12 protein-coding genes are annotated in these 18,362 nt (G+C 63.0%); 7 read left to right on the forward strand and 5 right to left on the reverse strand.

The window, feature by feature from the left end; all coding sequences use genetic code 11:
- The first annotated feature begins 16 nt into the window (after nucleotides 1–16).
- A complete protein-coding gene (locus tag IE071_RS05885) occupies nucleotides 17–2,692 on the forward strand; it encodes a serine/threonine-protein kinase (RefSeq protein WP_189440168.1) in 2,676 nt (891 codons plus the stop codon).
- A gap of 222 nt (nucleotides 2,693–2,914) precedes the next feature.
- The gene (locus IE071_RS05890) at nucleotides 2,915–4,357 is read left to right on the forward strand and encodes a hypothetical protein (protein WP_189440169.1); all 1,443 of its coding nucleotides are present in this window, start codon (nucleotides 2,915–2,917) and stop codon (nucleotides 4,355–4,357) included.
- A gap of 150 nt (nucleotides 4,358–4,507) precedes the next feature.
- On the opposite strand, the gene IE071_RS05895 is transcribed toward IE071_RS05890, so the two are convergent.
- Complete coding sequence (locus IE071_RS05895) at nucleotides 4,508–6,631, reverse strand: autotransporter family protein (protein ID WP_189440170.1); 2,124 nt, start codon at nucleotides 6,629–6,631, stop codon at nucleotides 4,508–4,510.
- A gap of 511 nt (nucleotides 6,632–7,142) precedes the next feature.
- Here IE071_RS05895 and IE071_RS05900 point away from each other — a divergent pair.
- Complete coding sequence (locus IE071_RS05900; protein ID WP_229792768.1) at nucleotides 7,143–8,225, forward strand: hypothetical protein; 1,083 nt, start codon at nucleotides 7,143–7,145, stop codon at nucleotides 8,223–8,225.
- A 526-nt stretch (nucleotides 8,226–8,751) separates the two neighbouring features.
- On the opposite strand, the gene IE071_RS05905 is transcribed toward IE071_RS05900, so the two are convergent.
- The 4 genes from IE071_RS05905 to IE071_RS05920 all read right to left on the reverse strand — a co-directional run bounded on the left by IE071_RS05905 (nucleotide 8,752) and on the right by IE071_RS05920 (nucleotide 14,668).
- The gene (locus IE071_RS05905) at nucleotides 8,752–10,128 is read right to left on the reverse strand and encodes a hypothetical protein (protein WP_189440171.1); all 1,377 of its coding nucleotides are present in this window, start codon (nucleotides 10,126–10,128) and stop codon (nucleotides 8,752–8,754) included.
- A gap of 154 nt (nucleotides 10,129–10,282) precedes the next feature.
- A complete protein-coding gene (locus tag IE071_RS05910; protein WP_189440172.1) occupies nucleotides 10,283–11,488 on the reverse strand; it encodes an acetyl-CoA C-acyltransferase in 1,206 nt (401 codons plus the stop codon).
- Nucleotides 11,489–11,606: 118 nt separating this feature from the next.
- A complete protein-coding gene (locus tag IE071_RS05915; protein WP_189440173.1) occupies nucleotides 11,607–13,994 on the reverse strand; it encodes a 3-hydroxyacyl-CoA dehydrogenase/enoyl-CoA hydratase family protein in 2,388 nt (795 codons plus the stop codon).
- A 47-nt stretch (nucleotides 13,995–14,041) separates the two neighbouring features.
- Nucleotides 14,042–14,668: a TetR/AcrR family transcriptional regulator gene (locus tag IE071_RS05920; protein WP_189440174.1), complete on the reverse strand. Its 627-nt coding sequence runs from the start codon at nucleotides 14,666–14,668 to the stop codon at nucleotides 14,042–14,044.
- A 223-nt stretch (nucleotides 14,669–14,891) separates the two neighbouring features.
- On the opposite strand from IE071_RS05920, the gene ndk reads away from it, so the two are divergent.
- From ndk to IE071_RS05940, 4 genes are read left to right on the forward strand one after another with little or no spacing between them, the layout of a single operon-like run.
- On the forward strand, nucleotides 14,892–15,317 hold the full coding sequence (ndk, locus tag IE071_RS05925) for a nucleoside-diphosphate kinase (RefSeq protein WP_189440175.1): 426 nt from the start codon (nucleotides 14,892–14,894) through the stop codon (nucleotides 15,315–15,317).
- Between the two features lie 28 nt (nucleotides 15,318–15,345).
- Entirely contained in the window at nucleotides 15,346–16,479 is a 1,134-nt protein-coding gene (gene rlmN, locus IE071_RS05930) for a dual-specificity RNA methyltransferase RlmN (RefSeq protein ID WP_189440176.1), read from the forward strand.
- On the forward strand, nucleotides 16,469–17,257 hold the full coding sequence (gene pilW, locus IE071_RS05935; protein ID WP_189440177.1) for a type IV pilus biogenesis/stability protein PilW: 789 nt from the start codon (nucleotides 16,469–16,471) through the stop codon (nucleotides 17,255–17,257). The genes rlmN and pilW overlap by 11 nt, the downstream gene beginning before the upstream one ends.
- Nucleotides 17,254–18,255: a helix-turn-helix domain-containing protein gene (locus tag IE071_RS05940; protein WP_189440178.1), complete on the forward strand. Its 1,002-nt coding sequence runs from the start codon at nucleotides 17,254–17,256 to the stop codon at nucleotides 18,253–18,255. The genes pilW and IE071_RS05940 overlap by 4 nt, the downstream gene beginning before the upstream one ends.
- Nucleotides 18,256–18,362: the final 107 nt, after the last annotated feature.

The raw sequence follows: 18,362 nt of genomic DNA on the forward strand, positions 1-18,362 counted from the left end.
TCGGGGAGAGTCTGTCGTGGAGTCCACACCGTCACTGCGCGACCTGTTCGAAGAAGCACTCACGCTGCCCGCTGCGGCGCGCCGGCGCCTGCTGACCGAGCGCTGCCCCGATCCGTTGCGCCGCGCCGAAGTCGAACGCATGCTGGCCGCCGACGCCATCGACGGCGAGTTGTTGTCCACCGGTGATGCCGCCAGCGCCGCGCGGGTGATCGGCGATACCAGTGTCGTCGAAGCGATGCCGGCCGGCAGTCACATCGGCCCGTTCGAGCTTCTCGAGGTGCTCGGCGAGGGCGGCTCGTCCACCGTGTTCCGCGCCTTTCGCGATGCCGACGGCGTGCGCCAGGAGGTCGCCATCAAGCTGCTGGCGCGCGGCCTGTACACCGCCGATGCGCAACGCCAGTTTCGCCGCGAACGCGAGGCGCTGGCACGCCTGCGACATCCGGGCATCGCGCGCCTGATCGAAGGCGGCATCACCGACAACGGCCTGGCCTACATCGCGCTGGAGCTGGTCGATGGCCTGCCGATCACGCGCTATGCACGCGAACACAACCTGGATCTGCGCCAGCGGCTGGTGCTGTTCCTGATGGTCTGCCGCGCGGTCGAGACGGCACACCGTGCATTGATCGTGCATCGCGACCTGAAACCATCCAATGTGTTGGTCACCGCCGACGGTCACGTCAAGCTGCTCGATTTCGGCATCGCCAAACTGCTCGACGAAGATGTGACCGGTGCCATCCGCACCCAGCATCGCGCGCTTACCCCAGCCTATGCCGCGCCAGAGCAGTTTGCGCAGGAGCCGGTCACCACCGCCACCGATGTGTATGCGCTGGGCATCCTGCTCGACGAACTGATCACCGGGCGCCGGCGCGCCACCAGTGATAGCGGCACGCCATCGTCGCGCATCAATCAGCCTTCCATCGCCACCGCCTACGGTCCAGCCCAGGTGCCGGCATCGGTGGCATCGATTCGACACAAACTGCGCGGCGATCTCGACAACATCGTGCTGATGGCCACCACCACCGAACCGGAACACCGCTACGCGTCGGCCGGTGCGCTGGCAGAGGACATTGAGCGTCATCTGGACCGCCAGCCAGTGCTGGCTCATCCGCCTTCGCGCTGGTATCGCACCAGCAAATTCGTGGCCCGCCATCGCGGCGGTGTCGTCCTCACTGCGATGTTCATGGCGGCCATCCTTACCTCGCTGTCGATTGCCGTGTGGCAGGGCCAGGTAGCGCGTCACGAAGCGCAACGCGCCGATGCGATCCGCGATTTCGTGGTCGGCCTGCTGCGCAAGACCGCACCCGACGTGCCCGCCAGCCAGCGTCCCGACGTGCCGACCCTGGTCTATACCGCCGCTGCGAGCCTGCCGCAGGAATTGCGCGACCAGCCGGAGTTGCACGCCGAGCTGCTGGTCACGCTCGGCAATGTGCTGCGCGACATGGGCGACACGGAACATTCCGAGATACTGCTGCGCGATGCGGAATCGAGCGAGGCAGCGCTGCCGGAGTATTCACCGGTGCGCATCGAGACCCAGATTGGCCTGACCCGAACCCTGATCCGTCGCGACAACTACACCGAGGCGGCGAAGCGCATCAACTTGCTGCTGGCCATCCCGGCCCGGCGGCTTCCGGCAGATACGACACGCGCCGAGTTGCTGAAGATCGCGATGGTCGTCGCCGACGGCCACGCCGACATGATTCCGGCCGTGGCGTTAGGACGCGAGATGCTCAAGGCGTACCGCGTCGACTGCGCGGCAGGCCTGCGTTGCCACGAGCTCAGCTCGGCCATCCACGATCTGGCCAGTGTGCTGCTCGACGCCGACCGTATCGCCGAGGCACGCGGGCTGGCTGACGAGGTGCTCGCGCTCAGGCTGCACGATGCAACGCCGATGAGCCTCGCCAATGCATACGAGTTGCAGTCGAAGATCGCACTCTACCGTGGCGACCTCGACGTCGCCGAAGCGGATGCGCTGAAAGCCGATGCCTTGCTCGATTCGCTGGGCAACAGCCTGCAGCGCAGGCCGCTGGAACCGAAGACCCAGCGCATCGACGTGCTGCTGGCCAGGGAAAACGCCAGCGACGCACTTGCGCTGGTGACCGCGCTCATCGCCGAACAGCACGCGCGCCATGCGTCGCGCTGCACCATCGCGTGGAGCGAAATGCAGCAGGCCCGCGCCGAACTGCTGCTGCAGCGCCCGCAGGATGCCAGCGCCAGTGCTGCGCACGCACTCGATGACGGTGCCGATTGCCACCGCGAGATCATTCGTGATGTCACCGTGGCACTGGCTCAACTTGTCCATGGCCGCGCGCTGGCCGCGACGGGCGACACGGCGGGCGCCGAAGCGGCCTATGCGAAGGCATTCGCGCAAAATGCGCACGTGCATGCCGACGATCCACTGTCGTGGCCGCTGTACCTGACCGAGTCGATGCGTCTGGCCAGCGCGCTCGGCCATACCGACGCCGCCGCGCGTGACGCGCATCTGCTGCTGGCCGCGCTTGATCGTGCCGAGGCTCCGGTCACCCACCCCTGGCGCCTGGAAGCGCAGCTGTCGCTGGCCAGCCGGTCTTCCGGGAATGGCGATGTCGCCGCGATGGGCGGACCTGTCTTCGACGCCGCCCTCGGCAGGATCCGCACGTGGCCCGTCGGTGCGCGGTTGGCGCAATGGCGCGCCAGCATGCACGGCCGCCCATAGCCCAACGGGGCAATTGCCGCCGATGCGTCGTCGATAACGACGCTCCACCAAGCATCAGCCGGCGTGGTGAGCCGGATATGTGTGCTCTCCAAGAAATTCGTCATGAGTCGCGGGTGCATGTCGCAATCTGCCGCCATGCGGTGTTTTGTGTAATGCCACGTCCGTGCAGACCGTGGCAGGGGCAGGGGAGTGCACACCGACAACTCTTGGGGGCATACCGTCATGTTTCAGCACAGCACTATCCGATCTGCCGTCTGTCAGCGACTGACCGCCGCTGCGGTGGCCTTCCTGCTTGCGGGCGTCGGCAGTACGCACGCGCAACAGGCCAATCGCCAACCGGCGACTGCCAGCCCGCTGATCACCACCGATCCCTCGGGCCTGCTGCAGACCAACGCACCCGGTGGCAGCATCGACAGCAGCAACCCGTTCTTCCAGAGCTTCGGCAGCAACGGACGCAGCTGCAACTCCTGCCATCGCCAGGCCCAGGGCTGGTCGATCACCCCGGATGAGTTGCGTCAGCGCTTCACCAAGACCAACGGTAACGATCCCATCTTCGCGCTGGTCGATGGCGCGGTCTCGCCGGTGGCGGATGTCTCCAGCGTCTACGCACGGCGCATTGCCTATGCCATGCTGCTCAGCCGCGGCGTGGTACGCATCGGCATGCCGATTCCAGCGAATGCCGAATTCCGCCTGACCAAGGTCGACGATCCTTACGGCTATGCCAGTGCGCGCGAGCTGTCGCTGTTCCGCCGCCCGCTGCCGTCCACCAACCTGATCTGGGATACCGCGGTGATGTGGGACGGTCGCGAAACCGCCGCACCGTTCAAACCGCCGATGGATGCCGGCATCGATCACGAAGACCTGCTCGAAAGCCTCGCCTCGCAGGCACGCGATGCGATCCTGGGCCATGAGCAGGCCGGCGCCGCGCCCGGCGCCGCCATCATCGACCAGATTGTCGATTTCGAAACGCACCTGTTCACCGCACAGCTTTCCGACCAGGATGCCGGCCAGCTCAACCACAGCAATGGCATGGGTGGCGCCAACATCCTCGCCCAGCAACGTTTCTGGATCGGCATCAACGACGTCCTCGGCAACGATCCAACCGCCGAACCGTTCGATGAAAACGCCATGCGTCTGTTCGATGACTGGAACGATCCCAATGCGCAGTTCAATCACGACCCAGGCAGTCGCGCGCGCGCTGCCGTCGCCCGTGGCCAGCAGCTGTTCAATACCTTGCCGATCGCCATCACGGGCGTGGGCGGCCTCAACGATGCAACCGGTCAGGCGGTCATCCACGGCACCTGCAGCACCTGCCATGACTCGCCCAATATCGGCAACCACTCGGTAGCGCTACCGATCAACATCGGCATCGCCGATGCCAGCCGGCGCACCCCGGACATGCCGCTATACACCCTGACCAACTACAGCACCGGCCAGACCGTGCAGACCACCGACCCGGGCCTGGCACTGCGGACCGGCAAGTGGGCTGACATCGGCAAGTTCAAGGGCCCGATCCTGCGCGGCGTGGCAGCACGTGCGCCGTACTTCCACAACGGCTCGGCGGCGGCGTTGGGCGATGTGGTCGACTTCTACAACACCCGCTTCAACATCAATATCACCGCGCAGCAGAAACACGATCTGGTGGCGTTTCTGTCGGCGTTGTGAGGCGTGGTTGCTGACGAAAGTCTGGGTGCTGTAGCCCGACTCCCGGTTACGCGAATTCATGGCGAATACCGCAGCTCTCGTTCACGACGAGCTGCGGCATGCATGCCACTTCAATCCATCAGGTTGTGCCATCCGGAATGGACGCTGTCCTCACAGCGCCAGCGCGAACTTGACCATGACCTGGCCCGACTTGTAGCTGTGGTTGAACTGGTAATCGTAAGCGCCTTCGACCGACCATCTCGTGCTGCTGGCGATCAGAAGTCCAGCGCCCAGATCCATCAGATCCCGTCCCGGCTTGACGCCCGTGGCGGTGAATGACGGGCCGCCGCTTTCGAAGGATGCCATATTGGTCATGGCGTCGCCGTGGAACGAATGCAGCCAGTTGGCATGCACCTCCGGACGTACGGTCAGCGGACCGGCATCGGCGAGATCGCGGGCGAGTTTCACACCGAGGCCCGACTGCAGGAAGTCATCGCTCTGCGCATCGACCTTGAGATTGACGGCGTTGCCACCGACTTCGCTGTAGCCGGGAGTTTTCAGACGGGTGTACTGCAAGGTGGCGGTCGGCGTAATGACGGTGCGTCCGTCACCCAGGTAAAAGTGGTAGCCGGTCGCGCCGAACGCGGTGTACTGATGGCCGCTGTAGTCGGCTCTCGCCGTCTCGTTGACTCCCGGAAACACGACCTGGCGCGAACTCGAATAGTCATCCAGTCCATACACAAGCGCTGCATTGACGAACCACGGCCCCGGCGCATAACCAAGATAGGCGGTTGCCTGGTACGAACGGATGTTGCCCTGACTCTGTGCATCGAGCCCGTCGAGCGTGGAGCGGGCGTATCTGACGCCGACACCGGCGGTGGTTGCCTGACTGAGCGGAATATCGAGGCCGACCATCGCGCCATAGCTGTTGTCGGTATAGCCCTCGTATCCGTTGTTGTCGCGCTGCGTACTGGCAAAGCCGTATGCGGCCGCCCACAGCTGCGGGTCCCGCTTGTCGGGTTGGCACGCTATCGCATCATCATCCTGGCGTTGCCTGTTCCGGTCATCCGGCTGGCCACTTTGCGCGCACGGCAGCTGGGTGCTTTCCATATGCGCGGCCCACAGTCCCTGCAATTGCTGGGTGGCGCGGTAACTGGCCTGCGGCGCGGCAAGGCTGGCCGCACCCGGCTGGAGTTGTGCCAATGCACCGGCGACGGCAGCAGCGTTCGGCAGCAGCGTGATCGCCGTCAGCAGCGGCGCGGTGCCCGGTGTCAACGGCAGTGCGTCGATGACCGGAGCGACGATCGGGGCGGTCGGATTGCCTACCGGGGCCACCACCGTCGCCAGCGGAATCTGGGTCGCGATGATCTGCACCTGGCCGTTCGTGGTGGGTGCTGCCGAAAACAGATAACGCGTGGTGTTGCTGGTCGCCGTGACGGTGCTGCCGCTGGTGCCGCTGGTGGCATCGACGATATTGAAAATGCTCCCCACCGGGATCGGCCCGGTGACCGTCACGTTGACCTGCAGTGCGTTGCCGATGGTGGCTGCGCCGACCGGCACGATCTTGCCGTAAAGCGATGGACTGAAGATCGTGGTGTTGATGATGCCGGCCACCGGAATCTTGAAGGCGCCCGCCACATTGAGCGTGTTGGTATCGAGCGTGTAGGCCGCGGCATTCGCTTGGCCGGTAATCAGTGCATTGCCACCGACCACATTGATCTGCCTGAGCCCGCTTGCAGCACCCACGGCGCCATCAAGAATGCTGTTGGCATGCAGGGTCAGCGTGCCGGTGCCAGCGCCCGCCGTATTGGTGATGGCGGCCTTGACGGTCTGGCCCGCGCCGACATTGATGAAGCCGTCACCGGCAAAATCCATCGTCGATCCGGTGTTGCTGGTAAAGCCGCCGTTGAAATTGACCGTGCCGGTGCCGGCCACCGAGAACGTCGTCGAATAGACCGGGCCGTTGAAGGTCACCGTGTTGGCGTTGCTGCCGGCGGAGATATTGAGGAAGGTGCTGCCGGTCGTACCGACGAATCCGGTCACCGTCGAGCTGTTGTTGAACAGGATGCTCGCCGTATTCGCGGCGTTCGTGGTGATCGCGCCACCGGGGTCATTGCCCGTATTGATGTCCTGGGCGCCCACGGTGAGCAGGCCGGGGCCTTGCGTATCGACGCCGCTGGCCACGCCAACCGGGTTGACCACACCGGGCAGCACGACGACTTCGCGCGCCACTGTCATGGGCAACCAAGCCACCATGGCCGAGCCGAGGAGGGGAAGGATGAGTGTTTTTTTCATGGGGATGTCCTGCAGGGTTTGCGAACGAAGCTCGCGGCTTTGCTTGGCCCACTGGGTCAGCAGGTGCGAAACGCTCGTCAGTCCCCGTTTGGCGTATCACCCCGGAGGTAAACGTGTGTGACCAGAAAACGGAAACAACTTTCCTCGCTGCGACGGACGTAATGCCCGCGCAGTCGATGCTGTGGCTCTGGATGACGACCGACGCCGGCGCACTGTGTGCGACCGCGAATGCTTGCGTCAGATGGAGGGTGCGAGAAACAGCGGACTCTGACCTGCTGCCATCGCCTCGGCATCTCGCGAGAAATGCTGAAGCGCTGGGTCGCATCAGGCACTGACCCGCGTGACGTGGGCGTGCAGGGCGCACTTGTCTGCATGCGCGGCTTCCCCACGTTCACTCGCAGGACATCTGCAACGACAGAGACTTCATGGTTTGAACCAGCGGAAACAGCTAGTGCATCACAGCCATGCGGTTGAACATTCCTCCGGTCGGCGCGGATCGCGCCGGTATCTGGTGCCATGCAGCCTGTGGCTGGCCGGCTGCCTTGTGGCGATGGGCGCCCACGCACACGGCAGCGGAGCGCCAGCGCCAGCACGCTCGCAAGCGCAGGCGCCCGAACGGCTGTCCATCCAGCTCAACAACGACCGCATGACCCTGGCGATCACCAAGGTGCCGCAGGTCTATCTGTATGGCGTCATCGACGCCGATGCGCCGCAACGCTTCGCCGCGATGGTGGCGGAAGGCAAGATCCCGACGGGCTCCGACATCTACCTCAATGCCACCAGCGGCGACCTGCAGGCCGGCATGGCGTTGGGGCGGCTGTTCCGCAAGGACGCGATGGTCACCCACCTGGGCACGCCACGGCGCAGCCGGCTCGCAACGAAGGTCAACAAGACCGCCACCTGCGTCGGTGCATGCAGCTACGCCTACTTCGGCGGCCTCTACCGTTGGGTGCCCGCGGGCAGCGATCGTTTCGGTCTGCCTTCCTACGACGCGGTGGCCGCGCAGAAGTCGGAAGACGTCGCCGCGTATCTGAAGGAAATGGATATCGACCTCGGCCCGTTGACTGCCACGCTGGCGACATCCCGCGATCCGGTAGTGTGGCTGACGACCGACCAGATGCTCTCGGCGGGGCTGGCCAACAACGCGCGGCTCCCGCTCACGGTGCAATCGCTGCTGTCACCGCCAGCACCGTCGGTGACGCTCGACCAGGTGGATCGCAACGGCCGGCACCGGCTGGTCATCCAGTGCCGGCCGGGCCAGCTCACGATCACCTCGTTCGATATGGTCGGTGTCGGCGCCGCGCGGGAGATCCTGCGGCGCGGCACACGCGCCTATATCGAAATCAACCGGCAGGAAACCCTGCTACAGCCGCCCGGCGGCGCCCGTGCCGTAGACGATGCGGTGACGATGATGCACGCCTATCCGCCCACCCAGATCGGTCACCTGCTGCTCGCACGCAATATTGGCGCCTGGGTCGACGGCAAGAACAAATCGTTCCGCAACGGTTTCGTCTTCGAACTCGACCCGGTCAGGGAAGACTTGAAGAAGTATTACAGCGCGTGCTGGAAAGCGGCGCCGTGGCCGACGGACTGAGCGTGTGAGCATAGACACCGCAGTCATCCCCATAAAACGCGACGCCTAGTGGGCTGCAACTCGGCAAGCCGGACAAGACGCTCGGCGTGCCGAGCAAATAACCCGGAGCGCCGAGAAAATAGCTCGAGGCATCGAGAAAAAAGCTCGGAAGGTCGAGCAAAAAAGCCCTGAGCATCGAGCTGATGAGCTCGAGGCGTCGGGCAAATAACCTGGAACGCCGAGAAAATAACTTGAGGCGTCGAGTAAAAAGTTCGGGACGCCGAGTAAAAAGCTCGAAGCGCCGAGCCAGGAATTCGACACGTCGAGTGGATGTGCTCGGCGCGCCAGCCAAAAAGCTGCAAGCGTCGAGTACGAAGCTCGGTAAGCCTGGTAGAAAGCTCGGATGGCCGGACAGTACCCTCGTTTGACGGAGCCGAAGGTTAGACGGGGGCCGGGCGCAGCAGGGTGGGTGATAAGTGGCTCTGACTCGGATACTGCCTGAGCTATTGCCTGAGCTGCCGGTCATACTTTCTGTCGTTCGACATGGTTACGACGTTGGTCTGGACTTTAGTTCGTTCAACCTTTCCAAACCACGCATACACAATTCGTCGGCGTCTACCGGGTCTTGGACTTTGACAACCTGGTTAACTAGGTTCTCTTGCGTTATCAGAAGCACGTCGTGACGAGCGATTTCCACGTCCGACGCATGTATGTGCGGCCTGGGAGTCTGGCAGACGAGAACGGCCATTACCGTATTTGAGTGCTTGCCTCGCGTAAACGCGGCGCGCAGCGCCTCACGGCGTAAGACCAGGTTGCCGATCTTGGCCATGGCATCAGGGGTCTTAATGGTGCATTCGACTAGTACCACTTGGCCGCCGGGAGTCACGCCAATGATATCCGGACCTTCGTCCTCCAGCGGCAGTAACGGAGCAAAGCCGCTGAGGAACATCAGTGCTGCGACGGCCTTTTCGAAAACGCGGCTGTCCGTAGAATTCAGGCGCGCCTTTATTTTCGTCAGGTCATGATCGAATTCTTGTGTGGCCGCAAACCTGACGTTTTTCGACAGTGACGGGTCGCTGAACCACTGACGTTGCACGTAAGTATTGCCAATGGATAGCGCTACGAGCGCCCTATAAGCGTTCGGCAACTCCACCGCACCAGTTCCGCGCACGCGCTTAGTATCAGGCTGAAGTGCCCATGTCAGGTGCTTGCGAAGCTGCTTTCTTAGGCTGATGCCTGTCGGAGGAGAACCCATCACCGCCACGCTGACGGTATTGATGTCAACGGATGGCATCACATCTATGACCAGGTTGAGATTTTCGTCTGCAAGCTTGCCGTCCTGAACTGCAATCTGGGCAGGAGGATGAACGATGACTGCAATGGATGGCAGTCCTCCAGGGTGACTGAATTCGTTGAGCCCGAGCCACAACAGAACATCGGTATAACCGTCAAATGGCACTTCAGCGCGACGTAGATCGTCGTCTAGAGATTGGGGCAGAACGAACTGTTCGGCGCCCATCGCAGTAACGGTCATATGGATCATATTGATCCAAGGGTTTGGCGCAGATCCACGAAGGTAGTGATACATGCTCGTGCGCGACGAGAGAGCCATTTTCACACTAGGCAAGTTGATCTGACCATTCAAAGCGTCATCCAAAACTCTATGTGCTTCCACTAGTACTTGGGCTGGCAGAACCATCTGACCGATTTCGAAATTACCCGCCTTGATGTGGAAGTTGAATTGCTTCGAGTCTTGGTTGCTATTCATCCATGGGTAAAACAGCACCATGGCGTGAATGACCTCTAGGCTACTGCCGATGTCTCTCGCAACATAGCGATACTCAACGTGATACGACTCGCACAACCATTCTCTTGCAGCTTTTGAAAAGTTGTCTCGGAAACTGTTGACCGAAAGATCATTCATGCGGTGCGCTCCAACGTTACAGCGTTTCTTCGGCCATGATCTTCGACGTTGTCGTTAAAAGACAATCCGCGTGGTCGTATCTGGGTCAGAACCACTTGTGCGAACGGCGCAGTATCACTACGGCGCCGTTCTTGAGTGCAGCTTAGCTTAGAAGTTACAACGCCTCGAAAATCCCCGCCGCACCCATACCCGTACCGATGCACATCGTCACCATGCCGTACTTCTGTTTGCGACGGCGCATGCCATGCACGAGCGTGGCGATGCGCACCGCACCAGTCGCGCCGAGCGGGTGGCCCAGCGCGATGGCTCCGCCGAGCGGGTTGACCTTGCTCGGGTCGAGCTTGAGGTCGCCCATCACGGCGAGGGCCTGGGCGGCGAAGGCTTCGTTGAGTTCGATCCAGTCCAGCTGATCCTGGGTGATGCCGGTCTGCTTGAGCGCCTTGGGGATCGCTTCCTTCGGGCCGATACCCATGATCTCCGGGCGCACGCCGGCGACGGAGAAGCCGACGAAGCGGGCCAGCGGCTGCAGGTTGTATTCCTTGATCGCCTTTTCGCTGGCGAGCAGCACGGCGCCGGCGCCGTCGGACATCTGCGAGGAGTTGCCGGCGGTGACGCTGCCGCCGAACTGGCCGTTGCGGAACACGGTCTTGAGCTTGCTCAACACTTCCAGCGTGGTGCCGGCGCGCGGACCTTCGTCGGTGCCGATGCTGCGGCTGTCGGTGATGATGCCGCGGGTGGCGAGGTTCGGGTAATGGTCATCCAGCGCGAACGGGCTGATCTCGTCGTTGAACTCGCCGGCGGCCTGGGCGGCCAGCGCGCGGCGATGGCTTTCCACCGCGAACGCGTCCTGCTGCTCGCGGCTGACCTTCCACTGCTTGGCCACGTTCTCGGCGGTGATGCCCATGCCGTAGGCGATGCCGATATGTTCGTTGGTGAAGATCGCGGGGTTCATGGCGATCTTGTGGCCCATCATCGGCACCATGCTCATGCTCTCGGTGCCGCCGGCGAGCATCAGGTCGTCCTCGCCGAGGCGGATGCGGTCGGCGGCCATCGCGACGGCCTGCAGGCCGGACGAGCAGAAGCGGTTGATGGTGACGCCGGGCACGGTGTCGGGCAGGCCGGCCAGCAGCACGCCGATGCGTGCCACGTTCATGCCTTGCTCGGCCTCGGGCATGGCGCAGCCGATGATGGCGTCGCCGATGCGGTGCGGGTCGATGCCCGGGTATTGCGCCATCACGCTGCGGATCACGTGGGCGAGCATGTCGTCCGGACGGGTGTTGCGGAATACGCCGCGCGGTGCCTTGCCGACCGGGGTGCGGGTGGCGGCGACGATGTAGGCGTCTTGCACTTGCTTGGTCATTTTGTTCTCCGTTGCCCTCGCGCTATGCGCGGAAGCGGGCGTGTGATTTGGTCGCGGCGGTGGGGGACAACCATCCCCACCCCAGCCCTCCCCTTGAAGGGGAGGGAGTAGGTCGCGGTCAGTTCCTGAGCGGTTTGCCGGTGGTCATGGTGTGGGCGATGCGGGCCTGGGTTTTTTCGGTCTGCGCCAGTTCCACGAAATGCTTGCGCTCCAGCGCCAGCAGCCATTCCTCGTCGACCGTCGAGCCACGCTCGATCACGCCGCCACACAAGGTGTCGGCGATGCGCGTGGCGATATCGACATCGTGCTCGGAGGCGAAGTAGCCCGCCTGCAGGTTCGCCAGCGAGGCCTTGAACGTGGCGGTGCCAACATCACCGGCGACCGGGATCGCGCGGGCCGGCAGCGGCGGACGGTAGCCGCTTTCCGCCAGCGCATTTGCCACCTGCTTGGCCACGTAGAGCAGCTCGTAGGCGTTGAACACCACCACGTCGCTGTCACGCAGCAGACCAAGCTGCTTCGCTTCGAACGCACTGGCGGAAACCTTGGCCATCGCCACGGTCTCGAACACCTTCTTCAGTTCCTCGAACGGGTCGCCCGGGTTCGCCTTGGCGGCGCGCACGGCCAGTTCATGCAGACCACCACCGGCCGGCAGCAGGCCGACGCCAGCCTCGACCAGGCCGATATAGCTTTCCAGTGCCGCCACGGTGCGTGCCGAATGCATCTGGAACTCGCAGCCGCCGCCGAACGCCATGCCGCGCACGGCGGACACCACTGGCACCAGCGAGTACTTGATCACCATGCTGGTGCGCTGGAAGTTCTCCACCATCTTCTCGAAGTCGGCGATCTTGCCTTCCTTGAGCAGGCCCAGCGCGCCCTTGAGATCGGCACCGGCGGAGAACGGCTCGCCGGTCTGCCAGATCACCACGGCCTTGAACTTCTCTTCGGCCAGCTTGATCGCGTGCTGCACGCCGTCGAGCACGAAATCGTTGACCGTGTTCATCTTGGTCTTGAACGAGAGGATGCCGACGCCGTCGTCGCCCAGCGTCCACAGGCGCACGCCCTCGTTCTCCCATACCGTGGTGCCCTGGTCGAACTTCTCGCCGAGCAGCGGATCGGGGAACAGCTGGCGCTTGTACACGGGATGCTGCGAACGCGGCTTGTCGGCGTTGGCGCTGGCCGAGTACGAGCCATCCTTGCCGTGGACGCCTTTACGGCCATCGGTAACCCACGCCGGCAGCGGCGCCTTGCTCATCGCCTTGCCGGCGGCGATGTCTTCGTTGATCCAGCCGGCGATCTGCTGCCAACCGGCAGCCTGCCAAGTCTCGAACGGACCAAGTTTCCAGCCGTAGCCCCAGCGGATCGCGAAATCCACGTCGCGCGCGGTGTCGGCGATATCGGCCAGGTGATAGGCGGTGTAGTGGAACAGGTCGCGGAAGCTGGCCCACAGGAACTGCGCCTGCGGGTCGCTCGACGCGCGCAGCTTGCCGAACTTCTCGGCCGGGTCCTTGATCGCCAGGATCGCGGCGACCTCGTCGGACGGCTTCTGCTCGGAGACGCGATAGTCCTTTGCCGCCGGATCAAGCACCACGATGTCCTTGCCAGCCTTCTTGTAGAAGCCGGCACCGGTCTTTTGACCCAATGCGCCCTGGTCGATCAACCCCTGCAGCCACACCGGCGCCTTGAAGTACTGGTGCCACGGATCGTCCGGCAGCGTGTCGGCCATGGTCTTGATCACATGCGCCATGGTGTCCAGACCGACCACGTCGGCGGTGCGGTAGGTTGCACTCTTCGGACGGCCCAGCGCCGGACCGGTCAGCGCATCGACGGTGTCGAAGCCGAGCTTGTACTGGTCGGTGTGGTACATCGCTGCCAGCATCGAGAACACGCCGATGCGGTTGCCGATGAAGTTCGGGGTGTCCTTGGCGATCACCACGCCCTTGCCGACGGTGGTGACCAGGAAGGCTTCGAGGCCTTCGATCACGGCCGGGTCGGTGAGCTTGGTCGGGATCAGCTCGACCAGGTGCATGTAGCGCGGCGGGTTGAAGAAGTGCACGCCGGTGAAACGGTGGCGCATTTCTTCCGGCAGCGCCTCGGCCAGGCCGTTGATCGACAGGCCCGAGGTGTTGGAGGCAAGGATCGCGGTTTTCGACAGATGCGGCGCGATCTTCTTGTACAAGTCCAGCTTCCAGTCCATCCGCTCGGCGATCGCCTCGATCACCAGGTCGACATCCTTCAGATGGCCCATGTCCTCGTCGTAGTTGGCCGGGATGATCGCGGCGGCGAGGTTCTTGTCGGCCAGCGGGGCAGGCGACAGTTTGGCCAGATTGGCGATGGCCTTCAGCGCGATGCCGCTCTTTGGGCCTTCCTTCGCAGGCAGGTCGAACAGCACGGTCTCGACGCCGGCGTTGGTCAGGTGCGCGGCGATCTGCGCGCCCATGACGCCAGCGCCCAGCACGGCAGCCTTGCGGATGCGTAGTGCCGATGTAGGTGAGGATGCAGCGGTCATTGGCTTCTCCGATGGTGCAAACGAGAGTGAAACGGGGGACTTAAAGATCAGGGATGGCTGAGCCCGGCGACGGCGAAGCGGATCAGGTGCTGCGCGGTCTGTTCGCGGTGCACCTGCTCGCTGACGTCGTGTTTGCGCTGGATCATGCCGAAGCCGGACATCGCGTGGGTCAGCGCGCCGGTGACCAGATCGATGCGCCAGTACAGCTCCGGCTTGCTCAGTTGCGGCAGCTGACGGGCGAATTCGGCGGTGAACTGGCGCATCACATGGCCGTAGTTGGCGGACAGAAACTGGCGCAGGGTGTCGTCGTGTTCGGCGAATGCACGCGCCAGCACGCGCATGAACAGGGAGCCGCTGCCGTCGTGCGACAGGTCCAGCGCCGGGCGGATATAGGCCGCCAACACGTCTTCGAGGGTGGTGTCAGCCTGGCCGGCGACCTTGGCCAGGGCGGCCAGTCGGCTGGCGTTCAGCGCATCGAGCCGGCGCCGGAACACTTCTTCGACCAGTTTGTCCTTGGATCCGAAGTGGTAATTGACCGCTGCCAGGTTGACCCCGGCGGCGGTCGTCAGCTGGCGCAACGAGGCGCCATCGAAGCCACGCTGGGCGAACAGGACTTCGGCGGCGCCGAGTATCCGTTCCTTGGTTGAGCCGGAGCTGTTCACAGACGGAACCATCCATCGGCCAGAGGCCAGTTCAAACGATCGTTTGAGCATACGCGGACAGCTTGGCGGCCGTCAAACCAAGCCGGTTGCAAACAACGAGTTACTTGCGTATGAGTTAGAATCTGTCAAACTTTCGTGAGCTAAATCCGCAATCCCTGTCAGATTTAGCTCATCGTCGGCTTGGGAGCCGACACGCCCCCTTTCCCTAAATCCGTTTTTTCCGGAGCACACCCGTATGGCGCTGGAGCGCACCCTTTCCATTATCAAGCCCGACGCCGTTGCCAAGAACGTCATCGGTGAAATCTACGCGCGCTTCGAAAAGGCCGGCCTCAAGGTCGTGGCAGCGAAGATGAAGCAGTTGTCGCGTCAGGAAGCCGAAGGCTTCTACGCGGTGCACAGCGCGCGTCCGTTCTTCAAGGCACTGGTCGACTTCATGATCTCCGGTCCGGTGATGATCACTGCGCTCGAAGGCGAGAACGCCGTGCTGGCTCATCGCGACCTGATGGGCGCCACCAATCCGAAGGAAGCCGCGCCGGGCACGATCCGCGCCGACTTCGCCGATTCCATCGACGCCAATGCCGTGCATGGTTCCGATGCGGTCGATACCGCCAAGGTGGAGATTGCGTATTTCTTCGCTGCGACGGACGTGCTGTCGCGCTGAGCGATTCAATTGTTGTGAGGCATAAGTTGTGAACCAGGTTGTTGTGAATCCGCCCGCCAAAGTCAACCTGCTCGACTTCGATCGCCAGGGTCTGCGTGATTTCTTCACGCAGATCGGCGAGAAGCCGTATCGCGCCGAGCAGGTGATGAAGTGGATCTACCACGATCTGGAAGACAACTTCGAAAACATGACCGACGTGGGCAAGGCGCTGCGCGCCAAGCTCACCGAGGTCTGCTACATCGGCGCGCCGAAGACGCTGCTGGACAAGGCCGCCACTGACGGTACCCACAAGTGGCTGCTGGGCATGGACAGCGGCAACGCGATCGAGACGGTGTACATCCCCGAGCCGACCCGCGGCACCTTGTGCGTGTCCTCGCAGATCGGTTGCGCGCTGAACTGCAGCTTCTGTTCGACCGGCGCGCAGGGTTTCAACCGCAATCTGTCCACTGCCGAGATCATCGGTCAGGTATGGGTGGCGGCGAAGTACCTGGGCAACATCACCCATCAGAACCGTCGCATCACCAACGTGGTGATGATGGGCATGGGCGAGCCGTTGGCCAATTTCGAGAATGTGGTGCGGGCGATGCGCCTGATGCGCGACGACCTCGGCTTCGGCCTGGCCGCCAAGCGCGTCACGCTGTCGACCGCCGGCATGGTGCCGCTGATCGACCAGCTGTCGGACGCGATCGATGTCTCGCTGGCGGTCTCGCTGCATGCGGCCAACGACGAGCTGCGCACCGAGCTGGTGCCGATCAACAAGCGTTATCCGATTGTGGAACTGGTGGCTGCCTGCCAGCGCTGGGTCGCGCGCAAGCCGCGCACCTCGATCACCTTCGAATACACCTTGATGAAAGGTGTCAACGACCAGCCCGAGCATGCGCGCCAGCTGATCAAGCTGATGCGCAAGCTGCCGACCTGCAAGGTCAACCTGATTCCGTTCAATCCATTTCCCGGCACGCGCTACGAGCGCTCGGACGCGAATGACATTCGCGACTTCCAGACGCAGCTGCTGAATGCTGGTGTGCTGACCATGTTGCGGCGTACCCGTGGTGACGACATCGATGCTGCCTGCGGCCAGCTGGCCGGGCAGGTGACCGATCGTACCCGGCGTAGCGCCGATCTTCGCAAGCGGCAGGACGAGGGGGCATTGCATGCGATTTGACCGGGTACTGATCTTCAGTCTGCTGTTGCCGCTGGCCGGATGCATCACCACACGTACCGACAGCAACTCGCTCGGCAAGAACCTGCCGCAGTCCAGCAAGGCTGATCAGGCCCAGGATGCTGCGCGCATCCATACGGAACTGGCCCAGCGCTACATGGAGTCTGGCGATTTGCAGACGGCGCTGGAGAAAGTGACCAAGGCGCTGCAGTTCAATCCCAACTACGCGCCGGCGCATACCGTGATCGCGGTGATCTACGAGCGCATCAACAAACTGCCCGAGGCCGAGGAGCATTACCGCAAGGCGGTGGCGCTGGAGCCGACCAAGGGCGCGCCGAACAACAATCTCGGCGTATTCCTGTGCCATACCGGAAAAGTCACGGAAGCGAACGGCTATTTCCAGAAAGCGGTCGCCGACCCGTTCTACTCGACACCCGATGTGGCGTTGACGAATGAAGGCGTCTGCCAGCTGCGTGCCAATGACGTCAGCGGGGCCGAAGCGAGTTTTCGTGACGCCATCGCGCGAAATTCGAACAATGGAGAGGCACTCTTCCAGCTTGCGAATGTGCTTTATCTGAATAAGGATGCGTTTCGCGCCAGGGCTTTCATCCAGCGATTCGATGCGCTGGGCCAACCGACTGCCGCGTCACTCAAGCTTGGTCACGACATTGAATCCCGTCTGGGCAACTCGGAAGCTGCCCTCACTTACAGCAAGCGGTTGCTTGGCCAGTTCCCGGACTCGGAGCAGGCGCACGCTCTCGACACTACTGCCAGCCCATGACCTCCATGCAGCCTCCATCGACCAAGCCCGGTACGAACGAAGCGGATCTGTTCGGCATTAATTTGCTCAATATGGATGTGCCGTTGACGCAGTCCGCCACGGTCAGTTTCGGCAGTCGCCTGCATGCAGCGCGTGAAGCGCGCGGGCTGGAACTGGAGGCCTGTGCACATACGCTGAAATTGCCTGCACGCGTGTTGCGCCAGCTTGAGCGCGACCAGTACGACGGCATCGATTCGAAGGTTTATCTGGCCAGCTACATCGGCAAGTACGCTCGCCATCTTGGCGTCAACCAGGCATCGATTGATGTCGAGCTTGACCGCATCAAGCAGGTCGAGCCAACGCTGGTGGCCACAGGCGGTATTTCGCATTCGCGTTTCCTGCTGGATCGCTACGCGACCGCCGCTACTTATGTCGTGCTGACGGCAGTGATCGTGGTGCCGATGATCTGGTTGGGCGTGCGCGGCACGCTTGATCGTGACCTCAGCCATCTGGCCCCGCTGGATGCTGCGCCGGTGGCGCAGCAGGATGCACCGGCGACAACATCAAGTGCGGCTGCCAGCAGCCTGGCCAGCCGTGTGGTTCCGTCGTCGCCGTCGCCAGTCGCGCAGGCGCCAGCGCAAGGACAAGAACCCTTGATGGCCTCGATGGCGCCGTTTCCAAGTCTGGACAACAGCAGCGTGTCGCCGGCCAAACCCACGGTGCCAGCGTCGGTTGACGCCGGTACTGGCAGCCATAGTCTGGGCTTGAACCTGAGCGCCGCCAGCTGGGTCGAGGTTGTTGACAGCAACGGCACACGACTGGAGTACGGTCTGCTGCCTGCCGGCAGCAACAAGACCTACCACAGCGATCAGCCGCTGGATGTGCGCATTGGCAATGCCAGTGCGGCGCAGATCAGCATCGATGGCCAGTCGGTGGGACTGGATGATTACCGGCGTGCCAATGTGGCGCGTTTCCGCGTGCAGGTGCAGGACGGCAAGGCCTCCGCAACCAGCCTCTGATCACGGCCCGGACCGCTCCGGGCAACCCATTTCGGTTATGCTTGCCCATTGTTCGCTCGGCAACGAGCGGACGTGATCGGCCGGACGTAATCGGCGCCTCCTCTTAT

The organism is Rhodanobacter panaciterrae, assembly GCF_014651895.1.
Classification (GTDB): domain Bacteria; phylum Pseudomonadota; class Gammaproteobacteria; order Xanthomonadales; family Rhodanobacteraceae; genus Rhodanobacter; species Rhodanobacter panaciterrae.